The following is a 23934-nucleotide window of genomic DNA, read 5'->3' on the forward strand; positions in this document are numbered from 1 at the left end:
GAAGCTAAAAAACAAGGTTGTGAACTCGTAGAAATCAAACCTACAGGGGAACTGCTTATCTATCTTAAATCCGATATCCCAATACCAAATTCAGTTAACCACCCAGACAAACTTTTAGACTTGTCAAAGAATGAATATTACGAAACCGCACTCTCTAAGATGTAAAATACCATGCCAAAACCACGTCCTCCTCATCTTGTCAAAGAAGTCACACGTCATGGTAAAATTATATGGTATGCACGTATTGGTCATGGACCACGTATTAGAATACGCGGCACCTATGGAACGCAAGAGTTTGTTGATAACTACAAAAGCGCACTTGCCGAGTTACAAGGGCTTATACTTCCTAAATCAAAAACTGGTAAGCTAGTCGAAGGTTCATTCGCATGGCTCCTTAAACAGTATTTTAACAGCTCCAATTGGCATAGCCTTTCTAAAGTCACCCAAAAACAAAAAGAACTCATTCTTATGACGGTATGTGATACCATAGGAAACATTCCATACCAAGCAATTGAAAAGAAACATATCATAGCCGGTGTTGAACGGCGTAAAGAAACACCAGCAATGGCTAGAAATTTTCTGAAAGCCCTTAATGGACTTTTTAATTGGGCGATTGATCAAGGTCTTTTGGAAAATAATCCAGCTTTAGGAATAAAAAGACCCCCCCTCAAAAACAAAGAGGGATTTCCTGTTTGGACAGAAGAAGATGTCGAAAAATATTATCAAAGATGGCATCATGGTACCCATGAACGTGTCTGGATTGATGTTCTTTTATATACGGGCTTGCGTCGTGGTGATGCGGTACGAATTGGCTGGAAAGATGTCAAAGACAATATTATTCATCTCAAGACAGAGAAAAGTAAATTCCAAACAGATGTCTTTCTACCTATTTTACCGGAATTAGCTAAAACGCTTGAAACTGGTCCTATTGGAGAAGAAACATTTATCTGTAGTAAAGTGAATCAAAAATTCACCAAAGAAAGCTTTGGGAATGGATTTAGAGACGCTTGTAATGCGGCTGGAATTAAAAAATCGGCGCATGGATTAAGAAAATTAGCCGCAACACGTGCAGCTAATTCTGGAGCAACAGTATCACAATTGAAAGCAATTTTTGGCTGGACAGAAGATCAGATGGCATCCCTTTATACAAAGAGTGCAGATCGTAAAAGACTAGCTCTTGAAGCTATAAAAAAGCTCCAAAAAAGTTAGGGGCAGAGACAAAAAAACGTAATAGAATCAAAATTCATTAATTCCCTTATATTCTATATAATTCTTTGATTTTATTTACTCTATACCCGCCCCTTGGGCGTACCATCCTCCTTTTTTCTATGTGTAATATATTCATTTTATTTGTGTTTTTAAAAATGAGGGATGCATAAATAAAAACGAGAGAACAAGATTTTAAAAGGAATTTCTTCGTAAATTAAAAGGAATCTCTTTGTAAAAAGGATACAAGAATCATTAGGTGATTAATTTCTTTGTTGCATTTCGAGGATAGTGCTTTACTGCGCACAGTTATAACAATAAGAATCTATAAAATATAAGAATTATAGTATTCTAGCTCGCGATACGGTAATTTTATAAGTCATATTCTTGCGTATGCTGTTAATTTTTAAATTAAACCAGCCACATCATTTATACGTTTTTTCCAACCTTCAAAACTGAAGTTTATCCCAAACGCATTTTATATGAAGCATTTCTAATTACAGTGCCTTTGTTATCACATTAAACTTTTTATAAATAAACAAACCGTAATCTTAGAGTTGAAATAGCAATATAAAAAATAGATGCTTATTCACCTCACACAACAAATCAAGAAACTATAATTCAGAATACGATCAATTTATTAAATGGAATCTCTGATAATAAAAACGCATAATCCCCGTCCCTCGGTGATCTAACTACCTTATCTATTAAACAGATTCTTCATCAATCATAGAATACTTATAGATTTATAAACACATCACTTCTTTTCAAGGATTAAACCCTCCAACAAAATTTTACACTCTATTGATAATATATTCTAAAAGCTCATATTTGAATGCTTTTTTCCCTTGTTTTTACTTTTCATTATAAAGTTGAAAGTGTTATATAAGTAGTATCGCTTAAAAGAAAAAGGATTTCTAATGGTAAAGATCAAAGTAGAAAACCCCGTTGTTGAACTTGATGGGGATGAGATGACCCGCATCATCTGGAAATATATCAAAGATAAATTAATCCATCCCTACCTCGACATTGATCTAAAGTATTATGATCTTTCCGTCGAAAATCGTGATGCAACCAATGATCAAGTAACAATCGATTCTGCCAATGCTATAAAAGAATATGGGGTTGGTATAAAATGCGCAACCATCACACCTGATGAGGCACGCGTTAAAGAATTTAAACTAAAAAAAATGTGGAAATCACCTAATGGTACAATCCGCAATATTTTAGGAGGAGTCATTTTTCGCGAACCCATTATCTGTAAAAATGTCCCTCGCCTTATTCCTAACTGGACAAAGCCAATTATTATAGGACGTCACGCTTTTGGCGATCAATACAAGGCAACAGATTTTAAATTTCCAGGAAAAGGGAAATTAAGTATTAAATTTGTAGGTGATGACAATCAAGTTATTGAACATGATGTTTTTGATGCTCCAAGCGCAGGGGTTGCCATGGCTATGTATAACCTTGATGAGTCAATTCGTGATTTTGCCCGCGCATCCTTTAATTATGGACTACAACGGAATGTTCCAGTTTATCTTTCAACAAAAAATACCATTCTAAAAGCTTACGATGGTCGTTTTAAAGATATCTTTCAAGAAATATTCGATATGGAATTTAAAACTGAATTTGAAAACCGTAAATTATATTACGAACACCGTCTTATTGATGATATGGTTGCTTCTGCATTAAAGTGGTCAGGTGGATACGTATGGGCATGTAAAAACTATGATGGTGATGTCCAATCTGATATTGTTGCCCAAGGCTTTGGTTCTCTTGGTCTCATGACTTCTGTTCTCATGACACCTGATGGTAAAATTGTTGAAGCAGAGGCTGCACACGGCACCGTAACACGCCATTACCGTCAGCATCAAAGAGGCGAAGAAACATCAACAAATTCTATTGCATCTATTTTCGCATGGACACGTGGACTGGCGCACCGTGCTAAACTAGATAACAATGAGAAATTAAAAAACTTTTCCACGACATTGGAAGAAGTTTGTATTAAAACCGTCGAAGAAGGTTTTATGACTAAAGATCTCGCACTTTTGATTGGGCCTAAACAAAAATGGCTTTCTACAACAGGTTTCCTCGATAAAATTGATGAGAATCTCAAAAAAGCAATGGGCAATTAAGTTATTAATTAAATTAAAATTCAAAGCTCTAAACAGAGCTTTGAATTTCTCTTGGCAAATTCAAAGAAGTACCTTATAAGTAAAAAGAGGATAAATTTTTATTAAATAGCAAAAAACAGTGAAACAACAGAGCTGGTCTGAGCTTTTATTGGGTAAAAATGGTCTTTGCTTTTTAACGTTTACAGGTGGTGTTATATTACACGCTACCAATGTTTATATTGTTATTACTATTTTACCTTCCCTTATAAATCATATTGGCAATGAATATTATTCTTGGGTGGCGACTGTCTTTATTACAGCTTCACTCCTTGGTACTTCACTTGCAACAAAAATATTAGGGAAATTAGGTCCTCGCAACGCTTATGTTATCTCTGGTCTTATCTTTACCCTAGGCACTTTCCTGTGCAGCATTTCTTCATCTATGCCATTATTTTTAATAGGACGCTTTATTCAAGGATTGGGAAGTGGTTCTTTGTTATCTCTATCCTATTCCATGGTACGTATTGTTTTCAGCCCATCTTTATGGTCACACGCATTAAGTGTTATCTCTGGAATGTGGGGAATATCAACCTTGTTAGGACCAGCAATCGGAGGAATTTCTGTATATTATGGCCTATGGAGAGCATCCTTTTGGATCATTGGCGCATTAGCTATATTCTTCTCACTCATAGCCTTTAAAATTTTACCCAAAAAGAATGAAAACTATGTTCCAACATCCCCCCTCCCTCTTCTCCAGCTTCTCACACTCACCTTATTGATTTTTATCATCTCTGTTGGAGGAGCTATGGACACAACAATGGCAAAAATTTGCGGATTAGTTATCGGACTTAGTCTTCTCTTTGTTTTAGCAAAAATCGAATCATATAGCTTTCATCCTATGTTGCCGCGCAAATCCTTTTCTTTCTCTTCTGAAATTTTTCCTGTTTACGCATTAATACTCGTTATGACAACAGTCGTGTACAGTATAGAACTTTATTTACCACTTTTTCTTCAAGAACTTCATGGACAAGCTCCACTTATAGCCGGTTATATAGCAACACTTATGAGCCTAGGGTGGACGTGTGGAGCCCTCTCAAGTGCTGCTGTCTCCACAAAAAAAATTCGCAACATCATTATATACTCGCCCCTATTAAAACTGTTAGGCATAGCGATTCTTTTATGGCTCATACCAACAGAAGTTTCCACGCTTGAATATATTTTTATTATTTGCTTAGCACTATTTTCTATTGGAATCAGTGCAGGCATAGCATGGCCACATTTGCTCACACGAATTTTACAATGTACAAATGATGAAGATGCTCTCCGTGCCAGTGAATCCCTTACCTCCGTACAACTATTTTCAGCTGCATTGAGTGCAACTCTAGCCGGAGTTATCACCAATCTTGCCGGACTCTTTAATCCTGGAGGAACAATAGGAATGATCTTAGCAGCAAAAACTCTTCTTGTAGTGCTCATTGGTTTTTTATTTTGTTTTGCTATTCCATTAGCGCTGCGCATTTCTTACTGCATGTTAAAAAATCCAACAGGACATTCCAATAATTAAATAAATATAAAAATACCTTCTTCATTTTAAAAATGAAAAACATTAAGCATGCTTCTCCATATACCATGAGACGCAAAAAACCATTAATCCACACAAAGTTAGAACACTTCCTAAAACAGCTGTATATTCATAACTATAACCCAATTTTAAAACTAATGCTCCAGATTCTGCACCAAGAGCGTTGGCAATATTAAAAGCAGACTGCATTAATGCTCCTGCCAAAATCTGTCCCTGTAGTGCAACATCCATAATTTTTGTTTGTATAGAAGGCATAGCAGCAAAAGAAGTTCCAACAAAAAAGCATCCTATTGCCGCTGTTAACGGAGCATAGGATAAAAAGAAAAAAAGAAAAAAAACAAATACGCTCCAAAGCATAGAAAAAAATATCATCGGCGAAATACCAATTTTAACGGCTAATTTAGGCCCCAAGAGATTTCCTACCACCATTCCCAATCCAACTAACGGCATAATAAATGGTACCAACTCAAGTGAAACACCAGAAATATGCATTAATGTTGGCTTGATATAAGTGAAAACAGAAAATAATCCTGACGCTCCCACCGACACCATCAACAAAAGAAGCCACACCTGCTTTTGCTTTAATGCACCCATTTCTTGCAAAGGATTCGTTTTTGGAAAACTTGAATCACAAGGAAAAAAATTCCAAATAAGCAAACAACATAATAAAGCGATCATCCCCACAAGGACAAAAGCAATCTGCCAACCAATAAGTTGACCAATCCAAGTAGCACTGGGTGCTCCCAAAACGGTTGCAATTGTTAAGCCAAGCATAACATATCCAACAGCTTTAGAACGTTCTTTCATTTCTACCATTGAAGAGGCAACCATAGCCGCAAGTCCAAAATAGATTCCATGGGGAAGTCCACTGAGAAAGCGTAATACTACTAATATGCTAAAATCAGAAACAAAGGCACTAGCAATATTTGCTAAGGCATAAAAAAGCATCAAGCCTATCAAAACAGTTTTGCGTGATACCTGAGCTGTTGCCACAGCTAAAAGAGGTGCTCCAATCACAACTCCTAATGCATAAGCAGAAATATATTGACCAGCGGTAGGAATATCAACATAGGAACTTCGTGCCATCTCTGGCAGTAGCCCCATTGCAACAAACTCTGCAGTACCAATAGCAAAACTGCCCACGGCAAGAGCTAAAATTATTAAACGTCGTATCCTCGAATCAATTCCCAATGCAAGAACCTTTTGTTGATAAGAATCCCTCATATCATCACTTCTGGATAGGAGTTTTAACTGTAAATATCTGTAATACACACAAACAAAAATTCAAAACATTGTTATACGCATGCCCAATAGTCCCCAATAAAGTTTTAGAAATATTTTTATATATAAAGCATTTTATGGAGTTTTAAGTAAGATTCTTTAATGGAAAATCTTTGAAAACCTCAAGATCATAGACGTATTCACCTATTTCTATCAGATCTACCAGATAATAAACTTTGTCTCCTCTTTTCAGCCGTTGAAATTTTACAGTGAAAACTTTAACAACGATATACTATACCCTATAAATAATTCTAAAATTTGCTGAATAATGCATTTCAAACAAGTGAACAATATCTCATCATTATCTTGATACAAAGATAAAACTTCTCCCCCAATTATTGTTGCTTTATTTTTGCTACCTAAATGCAGATCCCCCAAATCGATAAGCTATAATTTTAACTTTAGGCCATTCTTATAAATTATTATAGAGTCTTTTAAAAATTCTCATGATAATAGTGCTTGGTTTCTAGATTTATTAAATATCCTCTTTTAGGCATCTTTCCCCCTCCCTCACAGAGGAATCGCATCAGATATCTAACTCACTATCTGTAAATTAAAATATTCACGTAAATATATTATGATTATTTTCAGATAAATTCTATAAACAAAGCAGAAAACAAATATAATAAGTTTTGTTTCAATATATATATTGATATTTTATAATATATGATAATTATTGTGATTAATATTTAATTTTTATTACATTAAAACTATAGATTTTTAGTTTTACAATATTAATAATATTATATAAATCTCTGTAAATAATATTTATATTAATATATAAAAATAACAACAATATAAAATTATAACATTTTAAATATGTAATATTATTTTAGTTTTATTTTAATTTTCTAAAAATTTATCTGTTCGATTGTATATAATCCATTCTTTACCTTTAATAATAAAAAACACAAAATATCTCATAAAAATACAATTTTCATACTTCTTTAAGAGTTCGCTAACGCCTCATTAACATTGTTGCTGTAAACAGTCATCATAAACAGAAAAACTGTTTTTCTCCGGATCAGGTAGCGCGTACCGGAGTAACAGTTTCTGTTTTTATATAGTAATTAGAAACAGAATATGTGCCCTTATAAAACCGCACTGTTATATTTTAAGATAGTGAAATTTTATAATTTTGGAAGATGTTTCTGATTTCATATTTTTAACTAAATTTGTAAGTGCGAGAATAAATTCAATAAAAAAATGAGGCGCTATATTACGATTAATATTTTAGCGTCCTTGTGCCCATAGAGCACGCGTTTCAGCGCAAAAATCAGCATAACAGCCTTCCTCAATGGCATCACGAATTCCCTGCATAAGTTGTTGATAATAAAAAAGATTATTCCAAGTCAACAACATCCCCGCAAGAGATTCACCAGATTTGATCAAATGATGCAAATAAGCACAACTATAATCATGTGCTGCTGGACAAAGTGACTGTGGATCAAGAGGATGTGGATCTTCTGCATAACGCGCATTACGCAAATTAATTCTACCAAAGCGGGTAAAAGCTAAACCATGACGTCCTGCACGCGTTGGCATAACACAATCAAACATATCAACACCACGTGCAACACTTTGTAAAATATCATCAGGTGTCCCTACTCCCATAAGATAGCGTGGTTTATCCTCTGGTAAAATCGGACAAGTAGTATCCAATACTGCTGTCATAACACTCTGCGGCTCACCAACAGCAAGCCCTCCAATAGCGTAACCTTTTAAATCCATTTCTTTTAATGCTTGAGCAGAACGTTCACGCAGTTTCATATTATCACCACCTTGAACAATCCCAAACAATGCTTTATCTGGCTGATCTCCAAAAGCTGTTTTACAACGCAGCGCCCACCGCAATGAAAGTTCCATAGCTTCTTCCATTTCTTTTTCAGTTGCTGGTAATGCAATACATTGATCCAACTGCATCTGGATATCCGCACCAAGAAGTCCTTGAATTTCGATAGAACGCTCTGGACTCATTTCATAGTAAGCTCCATTAATGTAAGAGCGAAAAATCACACCTTGTTCAGTAATTTTACGGATTCCCGCCAATGACATAACCTGAAAGCCACCAGAATCGGTTAAAATAGGTCCGCTCCAGCGTGAAAATTCATGTAATCCTCCCAAACGCGCAACACGTTCAGCTCCTGGACGTAACATTAAATGATAAGTATTCCCCAAAATGATATCTGCACCAAGATCACGAATTTGATCCATATACATAGCCTTAACAGTTCCTGCCGTCCCAACAGGCATAAATGCGGGTGTACGAACACATCCTCGCCCCGTTATAATTTCTCCTCGACGTGCATACCCATCTTGAGCAATTTTTCTATAATGAAATGTCTTTATCATAACTCTCGTCTTTTTGATTCCATCAATGCATATCTCTATAGAAAGAAAAAAGATATCCCCTTACGCGCATTGTCATAAGCTTTATGAATTAATTTTTGATTCGCTCAATATTGTAACCAGCATCAAAAATTAAACGAGATAAAAGAACATTTCTTGTTAAGAAATCACCATAATAAAAGTGATAATCTAACTCTAGAAAAATAGTAAAATCCTTATAATATCATACCTCAAAATACCTACGCTTATCCTTAACAGAACTGCAAAATTATTATCACAATAATTTCATCTTCACATACTTCCATAAGCAGTAACTTTGTACCCATAAAAGAAAATTTTGAACGCATTGTACAGCTCACAATATTCTTTAACTTTTACAGATAAAAATTTTTCATCTACTGAGCACAGCGATCCTCACGCTTAATAAAAGTGCAAATGAACATAATCATTTATCCACTCACAATATTGAGATAGCTCTTGGCATTGGAGATAATTCACAAAAGAAATTAACGTGTAAATAAAAATACTTTAAAAAACTAAAAATGCTTTTTGTAAAGATTCTCAAATACCAAAAGCTCTATCGTAACATTAGAGGCTGAAAAAGCGTATGATGGTACCCGTTTGCTCCTTCACAAGCTTTAAAGATGGTGGTGCATAATATTTTATACTATTTATAGCTTTAAAACTATACATGCCATGAATGTCATCGTGGAAGTGAATGTTGATATGTACTGAGAAATGCTTCTTAAAAAAACACGTAAATATGCAACACAAGTGTATTCCGTTTGGAGCGTTCCTCTATAAAAAAACGAGAAAAATAAAAGCGTAAGTCCATACATAATCTTCATTATTTAAAAGATATTGCGTTAGATACTTAAAAAAGTAAAGTTGAATTAAAAAGGAGATGGCAAGACTAGCCATTTATTTCACTTCTGCGCCTTTATTATATTCTTCTAAGATTAAACTGTCTTCTTATTTTAAAGATTACGCCAATATATATATAAATGCTGGTTTTCCACCTTGCTAAGAAAACTGGATGAGCGAGTAAAGCTTTTATCCGTCTTAATATGTGTTTCAAACATGCTTCTGCATTAGGATTGGATGTTGATTTACAAGCAGAAACAAAAGCACACGCTCTCTCAGGAAAGTAACATCATAAAACTATTAAGACCGACAATGGATGGAAGAGAACTGCCAAATTTTTTATAAAACACTTTGCCAAACAACAACCATAATACAACAGACTTTGCGTTTTCTTATTCTGACAAGTGTTTGTACAAATCCTTTGCGTTATATTCTTAAGGAAGATCCGATTGAAGGAAATATATGGACAATGCTTAGCTCGAAATTATAAAAGGTAAGCGTGATACTACAAAAGAGTTTTGTGTGCCTTTATTGATCAGAAAAGAGTATTTTTTTCTTAGAAACTTACAATTAAAATCAGTATAGTTTATACTATTTTGCATCCGCAGCAATAATGGCTTTGGTAATTGAATCTGGATCTGAAACAGGTTCACCACGTTTAATTTTATCAACATTTTCCATACCTTCAACAACCTGCCCCCATATGGAATATTGACGATCAAGCCACGGAGCATCTGCAAAACAAATAAAAAACTGAGAGTTAGCAGAATTTGGATTCTGACTCCGTGCCATAGAAACTGTACCACGCTTATGAGAAAGATTTGAAAACTCTGCTGTTAAATTTGGTTTTTCTGCCCCCCCCATACCCGCACGTGATAAATTGAATTTTTCACTATCCTTCTTTCCAAATTGCACATCCCCTGTTTGCGCCATAAAACCATCAATAACGCGATGGAAAATAACATTATCATAAGCACCTTCACGTACCAATTCTTTAATACGTGCAACATGACAAGGTGCTAAATCAGCAAAAAGCTCAATAACAACTCTGCCCTTTGTTGTTTCAAGAATTAAAGTATTTTCTGGATTTTTATTCTCTGCCATATGGAAAGCTCCCTTGATTCATTTCTCAACTTGTAAAGTAGCAGCATTAATAACATCAGGATTTTTTACAGATCCATTATTACTTGTCGTACCTTTTTTTATTTTATCAACAACATCCATCCCCTTTATAACCTCTCCAACAACCGTATACTGACCGTTTAAAAAAGCAGCATCATCAAAACAAATGAAGAATTGAGAATTCGCGGAATCCGGATCTTGTGACCGTGCCATCCCAACTGTACCACGCTTAAACGGCTGCTTTGAAAACTCTGCCGGTATATTGGGATAATTTGAGCCACCCATACCAACGCGTTTCAAATCAAAATCTCTACTGCCTTTTTTTCCAAATTCTACATCACCAGTTTGTGCCATGAAATTAGGAATAACGCGATGAAACACAACATTATTATAGGCCCCCTCCTCTGTTAATCTTTTGATTTGCGCAACATGTTTTGGCGCCAAATCAGGACACAGACGAATAATGACATCACCATCTTTGAGAGATAAAACAAGAAGGCTTGCATCGCTTGCTGGTCTAGGATTACCAGCGACAGCGGACAATGAAAAAAAACAAAACACACATATCAAAACAGCAAAAATTCTACGAGACACAATTATTCTCCCCTAAAAGATTGGAATTTCGAGCTCAAAGCTTGTGCAACATTGGGCGGTACAAATGGTGTCACATCACCTCCCATAGAGGCAATTTGGCGTACCAATGTAGAAGTTATCGCACGCCCAGAAACACTTGCCGGCAAAAAAACAGTTTGCAATTCAGGAGCCATAACGCCATTCATCCCGGCCATTTGCATTTCATAATCAAGATCAGTACCATCACGCAATCCACGAATGAGAAATGAAGCACCAACTTCACGCGCCTTCTCAATGAGAAGGTTGCTAAATGAAAGAACCTGCAATCGATTAGAATCTGCACCAAACAAGTCTTTCCCGACCTGCGTAATGAAATCAACACGCTCTTCGAAGCTAAAAAGTGTTTTTTTGTCAGCCTGTATCCCTATAGCGACGACCACCTTATCAGCTAACACAAAACACCCTTTCAAAACATCAAGATGACCATTTGTAAGAGGATCAAAAGAACCCGCGTAAAGAGCAATTTTCATGACTTTACTCCTTCCTCTTAAAAATTATTTTTCTTCGCTCATATCAACTGTATCAGAATGCTTCTCACCTTCATCATCTAATGAACTCGTATCATCTTCAGGTTCAGAAATACGTTCAACCGATACGACTCTTTCACCTTTGGCTGTATTAAAAATTGTGACTCCCTTAGTTGAGCGCCCAGCAGTACGAATTCCCTCAACAGGGACACGAATAAGCTGCCCCCCATCTGATACCAACATAATTTGATCTTGCGCCTTCACCGGAAAAGCCGCTACTAATTTACCAATTTCAGCTGTTTTAGATGGATCTGTTGCGCGAATCCCCTTTCCGCCACGTCCCGAAATCCGGAACTCATAGGAAGAAGAACGTTTACCATAACCAAACTCACTCACTGTCAAAAGCATTTGTTCACGTGCATGAAGTTCTGCATAACGTTCATCTGTTAACTCTGTTTCAGCACCCCCATCTTCTTCATCAAGAGTTATAACATCTTCAACATCAGCATCTGCACCAGAAGCACGCCGTTCATTCATTACACGTTTAATATAAGCAGAACGCTCAATGGACGTCGCCTCGACATGCTCTAAAATTGTCATCGAAATGACTTTATCGCCTTTAGCTAAATTGATACCACGAACTCCCACAGAATTACGCCCAGCAAAGACCCGAACATCAACAACTGGAAAACGGATACATTGTCCATTGGCTGTTGTTAGAACAACATCATCATGTTCTGTACAGGTTTCAACAGAAAGAATTTCATCTTCTTCATCAAGTTTCATCGCAATTTTACCATTACGATTAACCTGAACGAAATCTGATAATTTATTACGACGCACAGTTCCACGTGTTGTCGCAAACATAATATCTAATGCACTCCAGCTCGCTTCATCTTCAGGCAAAGGCATAATCGTTGTAATACGCTCACCTTGTTGTAAGGGAAGCATATTGATCAAAGCCCGCCCACGCGATTGGGGTGTCCCCAGCGGCAGTCGCCAAACTTTTTCCTTATAAACAATCCCACGTGATGAAAAGAAAAGAACCGGAGTATGCGTATTGGCAACAAACAACCGCGTTACAAAATCCTCATCCTTCGTGGACATACCAGAACGCCCCTTACCACCACGTCGCTGTGCACGATAGGTATTAAGAGGCACACGCTTAATATAACCACTATGGCTTACCGTTACCACCATATCCTCTGGCGCGATCAGATCTTCACTCTCCATCTCAGCGCTACCAAAGCCAAATACGGTACGTCGCGGCGTTGCAAACTCCTCACGAAGAGCACTCAACTCATCCTTAACAATACACATAATCCGCACGCGTGATGCCAAGATCTCAAGATAGTCAGCGATATCCACGCCAATTTTATTCAATTCATCAGCAATTTCATCACGCCCAAGGGCTGTCAATCGTTGCAAACGCAATTCTAAAATAGCACGCGCCTGTTCTTCAGAGAGATTATAAGTACCATCCTCATGAATAATATGACGAGGATCATCAATAAGTTTAATCAAAGGCGCAACATCCATCGCTGGCCAGCGTCGCTCCATTAACTGTGCACGTGCTGTCTGCGGATCAGGAGCTTTGCGAATAAGCGCTATAATTTCATCAATATTGGCAACAGCAAGGGCAAGACCAACCAAAACATGTGCTCGCTCACGCGCTTTACGCAAAAGATATTTTGTTCGCCGACTGACAACTTCTTCCCGAAAAGAAACAAATGCACGAAGCATATCAAGCAACGTCATCTGTTCGGGTTTTCCCCCATTCAAAGCAACCATATTACAACCAAAGGAAGTTTGCAGCGGCGTATACCGATATAATTGGTTTAAAACAACTTCCGCAACAACATCTTTCTTCAGCTCAATAACGACCCGATATCCATCACGATCAGATTCGTCACGCAAATCAGAGATTCCTTCAATGCGTTTATCGCGCACCAATTCGGCCATTTTCTCAATCATCGTTGCCTTATTAACTTGATAAGGGATCTCACTCACAATAATTGCTTGTCGACCACTGCGAATCTCTTCGATCTCAACTTTAGCACGCATAATGATTGAGCCACGCCCTGTTTCATAAGCTGCACGAACACCAGAATGTCCGAGGATAATGCCCCCTGTAGGAAAATCCGGACCAGGAATAATTTCAATTATTTTATCGAGTGTGATATCGGGATTATCAATCAAAGCGATACAACCATCAACGACTTCACCAAGATTATGGGGAGGAATATTGGTTGCCATTCCCACAGCAATCCCCCCTGACCCATTAACCAAAAGATTGGGAAAACGCGCTGGCAAGACAACCGGTTCACGCTCACGCCCATCATAATTATCCTGAAAATCAACAGTATCTTTATCAATATCAGCTAAAAGTTCTTCTGAAACTTTTTCTAAACGACACTCAGTATAGCGCATGGCCGCAGGTGGATCACCATCAACGGAACCAAAATTTCCCTGACCATCAATTAATGGATTTCTTAAAGAAAAGTCCTGCGCCATACGCACTAATGCATCGTAAATTGAAGCATCACCATGGGGATGAAATTTCCCCATAACCTCACCAACAACACCAGCAGATTTACGATACGACTTATTAAAAGAAAGCCCCATCTCATTCATAGCATGAAGGATACGTCGATGAACAGGCTTAAGACCATCACGGACATCAGGGAGTGCACGTGAAACAATCACGCTCATCGCATAATCGAGATAGGAGCGTTGCATTTCATCAATAATACTGATTGGTTCAATACCGGTTAGCACATCACGTTCTGGGTGTGGAGTAAGATCGGTCACAATTTCAAAACTTTCAAAAAAGAATCATTTCACTTTATTTATAGCGAAAAATACACCAAAATGCTAATTTCTCTCCCATGACAAAAAAGAAATTTAACAATATTTTTCAAGATGTTATTAATTTATATTTTAAATTACCAATAATAATTAACAATTTTCACTTCGCTAAACTTCAAAAATCTGAAACAAGCAAACCATAAAATGATCATAATACTGCAATTTAAAGACTCTTAAAAAGGGACATCATCATCTAATTTGTGTGAAAAACTTTCTCCCAATTGATTATTATTTTGACCAAAAGTATTTCTCTGATTTGAGTGACTATCGGCAAAGCCACCACTATAACTCCCTCCTTGACTTGCTCCTTGCTCCCCGCTCGCAGCTCCCCGCCCATCAAGCATTTGTAATTCGCCACGGTACTTTTGCAAAACAATCTCTGTTGTATAACGGTCATTTCCATTTTGATCTTGCCATTTTCGTGTCTGTAACTGCCCCTCAATATAAATTTTGCTGCCTTTTTTTAAATATTGCTCTGCAACTTTGACAAGGTTTTCATTAAAAATAACAATACTATGCCACTCAGTGCGTTCTTTTCGCTCATTTGTATTCCGATCGCGCCAACTTTCTGAAGTAGCAATACGCAGATTTGCCACTTGATCACCAGAATTCAAACGGCGGATTTCAGGATCGGCACCAAGATTACCAATCAAAATAACTTTATTAAGGCTACCAGCCATCGTATAAACTCCAAAATTTTAATTCGTAAAGTACTCTGTTCTATAACAGTTATAACCATCTTGACCTTCAATTTACATGTCGCAATTGACCATCAATATGGGTATGCTATCCTTTCTCAATACTGTATTGAGTGTAATTATACCAAAAGATGATAAAAACACATAGTTTATTCCACCACGAGAGAATAAAAAGCTGCTCATTTGTATTTTTTTCACAAAACTTATACCTTCCTTTTGCATTAAAGCAGTTAAACACATTGTAATTCTAAAAAAACAGTTTTATTCCATTTTAGGTGCTCAATTTTTGCCACATATGCCAAGGATAAAGTATGAATCATCAAAAATATATCTCCATTCGCGGTGCACGTGAGCATAACCTTAAAAATATTGATCTTGATCTGCCTCGTGACAAACTCATTGTTATAACAGGACTTTCTGGATCAGGGAAATCATCTTTAGCGTTTGATACAATTTACGCTGAAGGACAACGTCGCTATGTCGAAAGCCTTTCAGCCTATGCACGCCAATTTTTGGAAGTCATGCAAAAACCCGATGTCGACCGCATAGACGGTCTTTCTCCAGCTATCTCCATTGAACAAAAAACAACCAGTCGCAACCCTCGTTCAACGGTAGGTACCGTTACTGAAATCCACGATTACATGCGTCTTCTCTTTGCACGTATTGGTATTCCTCATTCTCCTGCAACAGGACTTCCTATTGAAAGCCAGACAGTAAGTCAAATGGTGGATCAAATTATGTCCTTACCAGAAGGAACACGAATTTTTATTATGGCACCCTTAGTGCGAGGACGAAAGGGAGAATATAAAAAAGAGCTAACAGAACTTTTAAAAAGAGGATTTCAACGCGCTAAAGTTGATGGAAAATTCTATGAAATCGCTGATATTCCACCTCTTGATAAAAAATATAAACACGACATCGATGTCGTGGTAGACCGCATTGTTGTACAGAAGGATATCACCTCTCGCTTGGCTGATAGTATAGAAACCTGTTTACAGCTAGCAAATGGGCTTGCCATAGCTGAAATGGCAGACCAACCCTTAGCACAAAAAGAAACAACAAAGGAATCTGCTCATAAATCAAAAAATGATACACACAAACGGCTCATTTTTTCAGAAAAGTTTTCCTGCCCAGTATCGGGTTTCTCTATTCCTGAAATTGAACCACGCCTTTTTTCGTTCAATAATCCTTTTGGGGCCTGTCCTCTCTGCGATGGATTGGGTATCAAAAAGGCAATGGATCCACTAAAAATTGTGCCAAATAAAAACCTTACCCTAAAGAATGGAGCCATTGCTCCTTGGGCTAAATCAGATTCACTTTATTATAGTCAAACCTTAGAAGCATTAGGAAAAGCTTACGGTTTCAAACTCACAGATCAATGGTGTGAACTCTCTAGTGAAGCACAACAGGCTATTCTCTACGGTACAAAAAGAGATGAAATTTCTTTTATCTATAAAAATAATTCTGGTTCGCATAAAATGACCCAACCCTTTGAAGGAATCATCCCTAATATGGAGAGACGCTGGAAAGAAACCGATTCTGCTTGGTCTCGAGAAGAAATCGAACGTTATATGTCTTCTTCGCCCTGCCCAGCTTGTCACGGTTATCGTTTAAAACCAGAGGCACTTGCTGTAAAAATAAACGGAATGCATATTGGGCAAATATCAGATCTTTCTATTCTAAAGGCAGATGATTGGTTTGCCAATGTTCATCAATATCTCACAGAAAAACAACGTAATATCGCCGTACGTATTTTAAAAGAAATTCGTGAACGCTTGGCTTTTTTAAATCATGTAGGATTGGAATATCTTACCTTGTCTCGAAATTCAGGAACGCTTTCAGGGGGAGAAAGCCAACGCATTCGGTTGGCATCCCAAATTGGTTCTGGTCTTACAGGCGTTCTTTATATTTTAGATGAACCATCTATCGGTTTACACCAACGCGATAATGAACGCCTTTTGGAAATGCTGCGTCATTTGCGCAATCTTGGCAATACAGTTATTGTTGTTGAACATGATGAAGATGCTATTCTCACAGCAGACTATGTTGTCGATATGGGGCCTGCCGCGGGCGTTCATGGTGGAGAAATCATAGCGCAAGGGACACCGCAGGAAATTATAGAAAATTCAGCCTCTCTCACAGGCCAATACCTTTCAGGAAAAATGGCTGTTAAAATGCCGACAAAGCGACGCAAAATATCAAAAACGAAAACACTTAAAGTCATTGGCGCCAAAGGCAATAACCTCAAAAATATCAATGCGAATATTCCTCTTGGAACCTTCACATGCATAACTGGTGTTTCTGGAGGAGGAAAATCAACATTTCTTATTGAAACGCTTTTCAAAGCAGCATCACATCATATCATGGGCTCTCATCACAGCCCTGCCAGCTATGACAAAATTGAAGGATTAGAATTTCTTGATAAAGTCATTGATATCAACCAGTCCCCTATTGGACGCACCCCACGCTCTAATCCCGCAACCTATACAGGTGCTTTTACACCGATTCGTGAGTGGTTTGCTGATCTTCCAGAATCAAAAGCCCGCGGTTACAAAGCTGGGCGTTTTTCATTTAATGTTAAAGGAGGACGGTGCGAAGCATGCCAAGGCGACGGAGTCATCAAAATTGAAATGCACTTTTTACCTGATGTCTATGTTACTTGCGATGTCTGTAAAGGAAAACGCTATAACCGAGAAACACTAGAAATAAAATTCAAAGGACAGTCTATAGCCGATATTTTGGATATGACAATTGAAAAGGCAGAAGAATTTTTCCAAGCTATTCCCGCTATTCATAATAAAATGGAAACTCTCATTAAAGTAGGATTGGGTTACATAAAAGTAGGACAGCAAGCAACCACACTTTCTGGTGGGGAAGCACAACGTGTAAAACTTGCGAAAGAACTTTCTCGTAAAACAACGGGACGTACACTCTATATTTTGGATGAACCGACAACAGGTTTACATTTTCATGATATTTCCAAACTTCTTGAAGTGCTTCACGAACTAGTCGAGCAAGGCAACACAGTTATAGTCATTGAACATAACCTTGATGTTATAAAGACAGCCGACTGGATTATTGATTTAGGACCAGAAGGTGGAGATCGCGGTGGTGAAATTGTTGCAATTGGACGCCCTGAAGACATCATTAAGGTTCCCGCTTCCTATACGGGAAAATTTCTAAAAGATGTTTTACTACGCCCATCTCTCTATAATTCCAATTCTTAGAAACGCTTTTTATTGTAAAATACAGCATACTAACAAAGCCTGTACTTTTATTATTACCTGTAAACCAACACCTAATTCCAGTAGTGCAACACGTTTGAAGCAAAGACTAAAAACAATTTAGCGCTTTATAAGCTGTTTCAGTTGTAGTATTGCCAAATAAGAATGCGCGCATAATTGCATATTTATTCTCTGTTTTGTTTATACCTGAAACGACCAGACAGCCTAAACTGGGAAAAATACGAAGTTTTAAGGGTATAAATAAGTTCCTATCTTTACATTACTTCTTAATTTATCTTTATGATTTCAAAGGAATCCGCGGCAATATCTTATAATGAAGATTGCCATTGCTTCACGCTTTTATTCATCGCGTTCCTTAATGGGATCATATTCCTCACGAAGGGACAAAACGCCCCAAACGGAATATATTTGCATTGCCAATTCACACATCTGTTTTAAAGAAACATTTCTCAATGCTCCCAAGCCCATTTCACAACAGCAGCTATGAATGCTATAATGATAAACTCATTTATTGTACACCACCATTTTTACGTTTATGAAGAAGCATAATCAGCAACATCACACTCTTTTCCAATATTTATCTCCCCTACTCCCTAATATTGTAAAGCCTTTAGTTATCGAAAGCTTTCATAAAAAACATTTTATTTCTTTTTTCAAATGTTGTTACCCACACACTCGTACTATTTATGATATATAAAGGTATTGTTTTGATTGATTGACGACAAAAAGATCTAAAATGAGAAAATCCTACGCTATTAGAGTTTCTCATTTAATGTGGAAAATGTCTAATTATCCTTATAAGTAAATGTGTTATCTAAAAAAAAGAAACAAAACTCTTTTATTGTATAATTTGAATTCTTGTAAAAGAATTGTAAGTTTTTTTCCCAAAAACAGTATTTGGCTGTATTCTACAAAAGAAACTCTCCTAAAAGAGCTTAGAGTGTCATTATTTGCGACTTTTTGTGCACAAAGTATCTGTTGGACATCTTACAGTTGTCAATATAATGTGATGCAGTCTAAAAAGACAAAATAACGTTGGAGATAATTTCAGCATGAAAAAAATTGAAGCCATTATAAAACCTTTCAAACTTGATGAAGTGAAAGAAGCGCTTCAAAAAATTGGGTTACATGGTATTACAGTAACAGAAGCGAAAGGTTTTGGTCGTCAAAGGGAACATACAGAACTTTATCGTGGTACGAAATATGTTGTTGACTTTCTACCTAAAGTAAAGATTGAAATTGTTGTGTCCGATGAAAAACTGGAACAAACTGTTGATGCAATACGTAAAGCAGCTCAAACCAAACATATAGGAGATGGAAAAATATTTGTCTTTTCCATTGATGATGCAATTCGTATAGGCACGGACGAAACCGGTATCGATGCCCTTTAATAAATAACGAGCAAATTCACTTTTTTATCCACCTCAACGCCACATTAAGGAAATTGAATATGACAACCGCATCAGATATTATCAAACAGATTACAGACAACGAAATCCGTTTTGTTGATTTACGTTTTACTGATCCACGAGGAAAATTGCATCACATTACAATGGATATCGCAGAGATTAGCGAAGATACTTTTAGTGATGGTGTCATGTTTGATGGTTCTTCAATTGCTGGTTGGAAAACAATTAATGAATCTGACATGGTTTTAATGCCAGATCCAGAAACAGCACACATTGATCCTTTTTTTGCTCAATCTACTTTGGTCATATTTTGTGATGTACTTGATCCTGTCTCTGGTGAATTTTATCGTAGAGATCCTCGTTCTATCGCCAAAAGGGCTGAAGTTTATATGAAATCTTTAGGCATTGGAGATACAATCAATGTAGGTCCAGAAGCAGAGTTTTTTATCTTTGATGATGTGCGCTATAAAACGGACCCTTACAACACAGGGTTTAAACTCGATTCAAGTGAACTTCCCTCCAATGATGATACGGAATATGAAACAGGAAATCTAGGGCATCGCCCACGAATAAAGGGAGGCTACCTTCCTGTTCCGCCGATTGATTCCTGCCAAGATATGCGTTCTGAAATGCTCACAGCACTCAAGGATATGGGCGTACAGGTCGAAAAACACCATCACGAAGTAGCAGCAGGCCAACATGAATTGGGTATTCGTTTTGATACACTCGTTCGCGAAGCTGACAAGATGCAAATTTTTAAATATGTTGTACATCAAATAGCAAACAGTTATGGGAAAACAGCAACCTTCATGCCAAAACCAGTTTTTGGTGATAACGGCTCTGGAATGCATGTCCACATCTCCATTTGGAAAGATGGCAAACCCATTTTTGCAGGAAATGAATATGCCGGACTATCAGAAACCTGTCTGTTTTTTATCGGTGGTGTTATTAAGCACGCAAAAGCAATCAATGCTTTTACAAACCCATCCACAAACTCCTATAAACGTTTGGTTCCTGGTTATGAAGCTCCTGTTCTTCTTGCCTATTCAGCACGTAATCGTTCTGCATCTTGCCGTATTCCAATGAGCTCCTCACCAAATTCAAAACGCGTAGAAGTTCGTTTTCCAGACCCAACAGCAAATCCCTATTTGGCATTTGCAGCCCTTTTAATGGCTGGTCTTGATGGCATCAAAAACAAAATTCATCCCGGACATGCTATGGATAAAGATCTTTATGATCTTCCCTTAAAAGAACTCAAAGAAATCCCTACCGTTTCAGGAAGCCTGCGTGAAGCGCTTGAAGCACTTGACAAAGATCGTGGCTTTCTTAAAGCTGGCGACGTTTTTGATGATGATCAGATTAATTCCTTCATTCAAGTAAAAATGCAAGAAGTCTTGCGCTACGAAACAACACCTCATCCTGTTGAATTTGATATGTACTATTCTGTTTAAACAATCAATACGCATTCTTTTGATTTTGAAAATGGAGGCAAAAGCCTCCATTTTTGTGGATATTCTTCTCATGCAAAAGCGCAAGAGGCTTTTTGCTCATCCGCTTTTCCTTTATAATGTGTTGAATCTCTTCAAATGAATTAACAAAGGTTTCTAATGCCGCGAATTTGTTTTCTCGTTCCCGTTCTTTTATGCATTGTCTTTATCACATCAACAACTAAAGCACATACAATAACCAACCAAAAACTTACAACTCTTGAGAAAGCAACATCTGCTTATAGTAAAGCACTTAAAAATGCCGATGCAAATGCCATCTTAAATGCTATTCCTCCCCAAGTCATCAACCGCTTAACCGCCAAAAAAAATCTTAATCAATCACAATTTCTACAAATCATGAAAAGCCAAATAGAACGGTTGGCAGAAAGTTACAAGATTGAAACGATCAACATTGATCAAAAACAAAAACGTGAAGGTACCCTTGATAATGGTACCCCTTATTTTGTTATACCCGTGGAGCTTGTAACCACAACAAATGCTGGAAAAAAATGCTCTATTCAAACTGAAATTATTGCCCTACTTCACGATAACCAATGGTATTTTATCCGTGGTAATGACGAAGCGCTCTTAACCATAACCAATGAACTATTTCCTGGACTTGATAAAGTAAAAACCAATCCTCAAAAAGTCACAAAAATACTCTGAGCCAAAAGAGTGCACGTAAATAAAAGATTTTCCCCTATAAACAAGTTGTAACAATTGTAGCAGCAGCCTTAAATTCAACTTTTTTATGAGCACGACGTACCATTGTTTCTTTATCTATTCCCCATTGTTCCATCATCCAATCTTCATCTAAATGGGCAATAGACCAAGCATGATCAGCATCAATGTTTCCCGCAGCAACAGCAAGAGCAATGAGAGCAGATCCCGTTAAGGTTGTCATCATATGAAGTGCAGCAAGCATATAAGGAGACTCAACGCTACGTAAATAATGACTCACAGCTTGAAGTGCTTCTGGTGATTGTTCCACATGCATCAGCCCTTCTGTCAAATAAAACCTTGCACCCAGTTTTTTTTCTGCCCAATCTAATAAAGGATCCCATTGCTCAGATTGTTTTTGCACCAACTCTTTAGGTGTCTGTGCACGATAAAAGATCATATCACATGCAACGAAACGCAATAAATCTTCAAAAACCACCTGCATATCATCAGCGATACCATCAATAACAGTATTAACCAAACGCGTCATCGGCATTTTTGCAGGATCAACAACGTGCTTTTGGTTCTCAAATTCCTGAGCAACATATTCAGCAAACACTTCTGTAGGCACATGAAAATGACGCCTTGCGGGCGTTTTTACAGGACGTTCATCCAACAAAATCGTAAAGCCGACCTCCTCACAAACGATCTTCACTTGCTTATAAAACCGTTTTGGGTGTGATTGGCATGAAAGATTTTGAATCTTTTGAACAGAACTTTTTTTATTCTTATTCAATGGCATATCAAAATGATCCAAAATCCCACGCATATTTGTTTACCTCTGATCTTTTCACAAAAAAAACGACTGTTTTTTTAGGTTCTATAGCTTCAATAAGGTTTAATCTGACCTTCTTAACGATTCCAAAGAAGAAAAAATCTAGCCAATCCCACTCTAATTTAAGAGTTATATTTCATGTTTCTTTTTACAAACAAGACAATGATGATTGCCTTTTATATATTCAATACAATCATAATAGTAAAACAATTTTTAAAAGTATGATCTTAATTAAGAAATTAAATATATTGAGTTTTATGGCAAAGATGTTCACGCCTTACCAATTTGCTTATTATTCATCTACAATAGTATTATCAATATGAATAGATTCAAAAACGCTGCTCATCCAAAAAATGATAGAGCAGTACGGTTTACGTGTCATTCACCTTCGCTTAACCATTCCAATAATTCTCTAACATATCCAATAAATACCCTGCATAGAATTTTTCCTGCTCAATCACTCCCCTAAACGACGATGTTTTACGGCATGATAGAATAATGACAAGACAAAATTTATCGTAAATTTTCTTTCACATATACATGATTTTATAAAGCACTAAATTACTTAACGCATTGTTCTTTATATACTCTATCATATTACACTAATTTAAATTTAGTCGCATAATTAAAAGAATAGAGATCATGTAATCTGAAAATAATGCTTTTACACTTGGCCCTGCAGATACTAACTGTGCAACTGCAGAATAATGGTGGCTTAACAATCACAATAAAAATATTTTGTCCACTGACTCGAGATCCCGTATTATCTTATACGCAACTCTTGAAGAAGCATTTAATGAACTTGCTCAAAAAAAAGATAGGTATCTCCTAAGCCGTGCTACTTACCCTGATTTGCATACACTCATATTTACCCGTTTAGATGATATGCAATTATTTGACAGCTTTATCATGCCTACTCACTCTATGGTTTTAGCTAAACGCAATAACGCTGATGAAATTAAAACCGTAGCGACTCATCCTGCCCCACAATCTCTGGTAGCTCATCAATATGACAAAGTATTTGCCAACAGCAATGCTGATGCAGCCGTTCTTTGTAAGGCTGAAAAAGCAAGATTCTTGTATCACAACATCGGTTGCGGCAAATCGCTATAGG

At 37.0% G+C, this 23934-nt stretch carries 15 protein-coding genes and 1 pseudogene; 8 read left to right on the forward strand and 8 right to left on the reverse strand.

What is annotated here, in order from left to right:
- Positions 1-171: 171 nt before the first annotated feature.
- From ACFIK0_RS05825 to ACFIK0_RS05835, 3 genes are all read left to right on the forward strand, one after another.
- Positions 172-1209, forward strand: a complete 1038-nt coding sequence (locus tag ACFIK0_RS05825; protein ID WP_375663642.1) for a tyrosine-type recombinase/integrase — start codon at positions 172-174, stop codon at positions 1207-1209.
- A gap of 917 nt (positions 1210-2126) precedes the next feature.
- The gene (locus ACFIK0_RS05830; protein WP_273791677.1) at positions 2127-3341 is read left to right on the forward strand and encodes an NADP-dependent isocitrate dehydrogenase; all 1215 of its coding nucleotides are present in this window, start codon (positions 2127-2129) and stop codon (positions 3339-3341) included.
- 118 nt (positions 3342-3459) lie between these two features.
- Complete coding sequence (locus ACFIK0_RS05835) at positions 3460-4884, forward strand: MFS transporter (RefSeq protein WP_375631314.1); 1425 nt, start codon at positions 3460-3462, stop codon at positions 4882-4884.
- A gap of 42 nt (positions 4885-4926) precedes the next feature.
- Here ACFIK0_RS05835 and ACFIK0_RS05840 read toward each other — a convergent pair whose 3' ends face one another.
- The 7 genes and pseudogenes from ACFIK0_RS05840 to ssb form a co-directional block, all read right to left on the reverse strand.
- Positions 4927-6126, reverse strand: a complete 1200-nt coding sequence (locus ACFIK0_RS05840; protein WP_375663643.1) for an MFS transporter — start codon at positions 6124-6126, stop codon at positions 4927-4929.
- A gap of 1290 nt (positions 6127-7416) precedes the next feature.
- Positions 7417-8535, reverse strand: coding sequence for a tRNA guanosine(34) transglycosylase Tgt (gene tgt, locus ACFIK0_RS05845; RefSeq protein WP_375663644.1), 1119 nt, complete (start codon positions 8533-8535; stop codon positions 7417-7419).
- 1452 nt (positions 8536-9987) lie between these two features.
- The gene (locus ACFIK0_RS05850; RefSeq protein WP_273791487.1) at positions 9988-10500 is read right to left on the reverse strand and encodes a peptidylprolyl isomerase; all 513 of its coding nucleotides are present in this window, start codon (positions 10498-10500) and stop codon (positions 9988-9990) included.
- Between the two features lie 18 nt (positions 10501-10518).
- Complete coding sequence (locus ACFIK0_RS05855; protein ID WP_375643202.1) at positions 10519-11112, reverse strand: peptidylprolyl isomerase; 594 nt, start codon at positions 11110-11112, stop codon at positions 10519-10521.
- Positions 11102-11621 (reverse strand): annotated as a pseudogene (gene coaD / locus ACFIK0_RS05860) (pantetheine-phosphate adenylyltransferase). The gene ACFIK0_RS05855 and the pseudogene coaD overlap by 11 nt, the downstream one beginning before the upstream one ends.
- 24 nt (positions 11622-11645) lie before the next feature.
- A complete protein-coding gene (gene gyrA / locus ACFIK0_RS05865) occupies positions 11646-14429 on the reverse strand; it encodes a DNA gyrase subunit A (protein ID WP_273791490.1) in 2784 nt (927 codons plus the stop codon).
- A gap of 230 nt (positions 14430-14659) precedes the next feature.
- The gene (ssb, locus tag ACFIK0_RS05870; RefSeq protein WP_273791491.1) at positions 14660-15166 is read right to left on the reverse strand and encodes a single-stranded DNA-binding protein; all 507 of its coding nucleotides are present in this window, start codon (positions 15164-15166) and stop codon (positions 14660-14662) included.
- A 329-nt stretch (positions 15167-15495) separates the two neighbouring features.
- On the opposite strand from ssb, the gene uvrA reads away from it, so the two are divergent.
- The 4 genes from uvrA (at position 15496) to ACFIK0_RS05890 (ending at position 21991) form a co-directional block, all read left to right on the forward strand.
- Positions 15496-18411: an excinuclease ABC subunit UvrA gene (gene uvrA / locus ACFIK0_RS05875; RefSeq protein WP_375663645.1), complete on the forward strand. Its 2916-nt coding sequence runs from the start codon at positions 15496-15498 to the stop codon at positions 18409-18411.
- A gap of 1070 nt (positions 18412-19481) precedes the next feature.
- Positions 19482-19820, forward strand: coding sequence for a P-II family nitrogen regulator (locus ACFIK0_RS05880; RefSeq protein WP_015856528.1), 339 nt, complete (start codon positions 19482-19484; stop codon positions 19818-19820).
- Positions 19821-19879: 59 nt separating this feature from the next.
- A complete protein-coding gene (gene glnA / locus ACFIK0_RS05885) occupies positions 19880-21289 on the forward strand; it encodes a type I glutamate--ammonia ligase (RefSeq protein ID WP_273791493.1) in 1410 nt (469 codons plus the stop codon).
- Positions 21290-21445: 156 nt separating this feature from the next.
- On the forward strand, positions 21446-21991 hold the full coding sequence (locus tag ACFIK0_RS05890) for a hypothetical protein (protein WP_375621407.1): 546 nt from the start codon (positions 21446-21448) through the stop codon (positions 21989-21991).
- A gap of 34 nt (positions 21992-22025) precedes the next feature.
- Here ACFIK0_RS05890 and ACFIK0_RS05895 read toward each other — a convergent pair whose 3' ends face one another.
- On the reverse strand, positions 22026-22814 hold the full coding sequence (locus tag ACFIK0_RS05895; RefSeq protein WP_375663646.1) for an ATP12 family chaperone protein: 789 nt from the start codon (positions 22812-22814) through the stop codon (positions 22026-22028).
- Positions 22815-23558: 744 nt separating this feature from the next.
- Between ACFIK0_RS05895 and ACFIK0_RS05900 the strand changes: the two genes are divergently transcribed.
- On the forward strand, positions 23559-23933 hold the full coding sequence (locus ACFIK0_RS05900; RefSeq protein WP_273791496.1) for a hypothetical protein: 375 nt from the start codon (positions 23559-23561) through the stop codon (positions 23931-23933).
- Position 23934 lies beyond the last annotated feature (1 nt).

The organism is Bartonella sp. CL63NXGY (genome assembly GCF_042194905.1).
Classification (GTDB): Bacteria; Pseudomonadota; Alphaproteobacteria; order Rhizobiales; family Rhizobiaceae; genus Bartonella.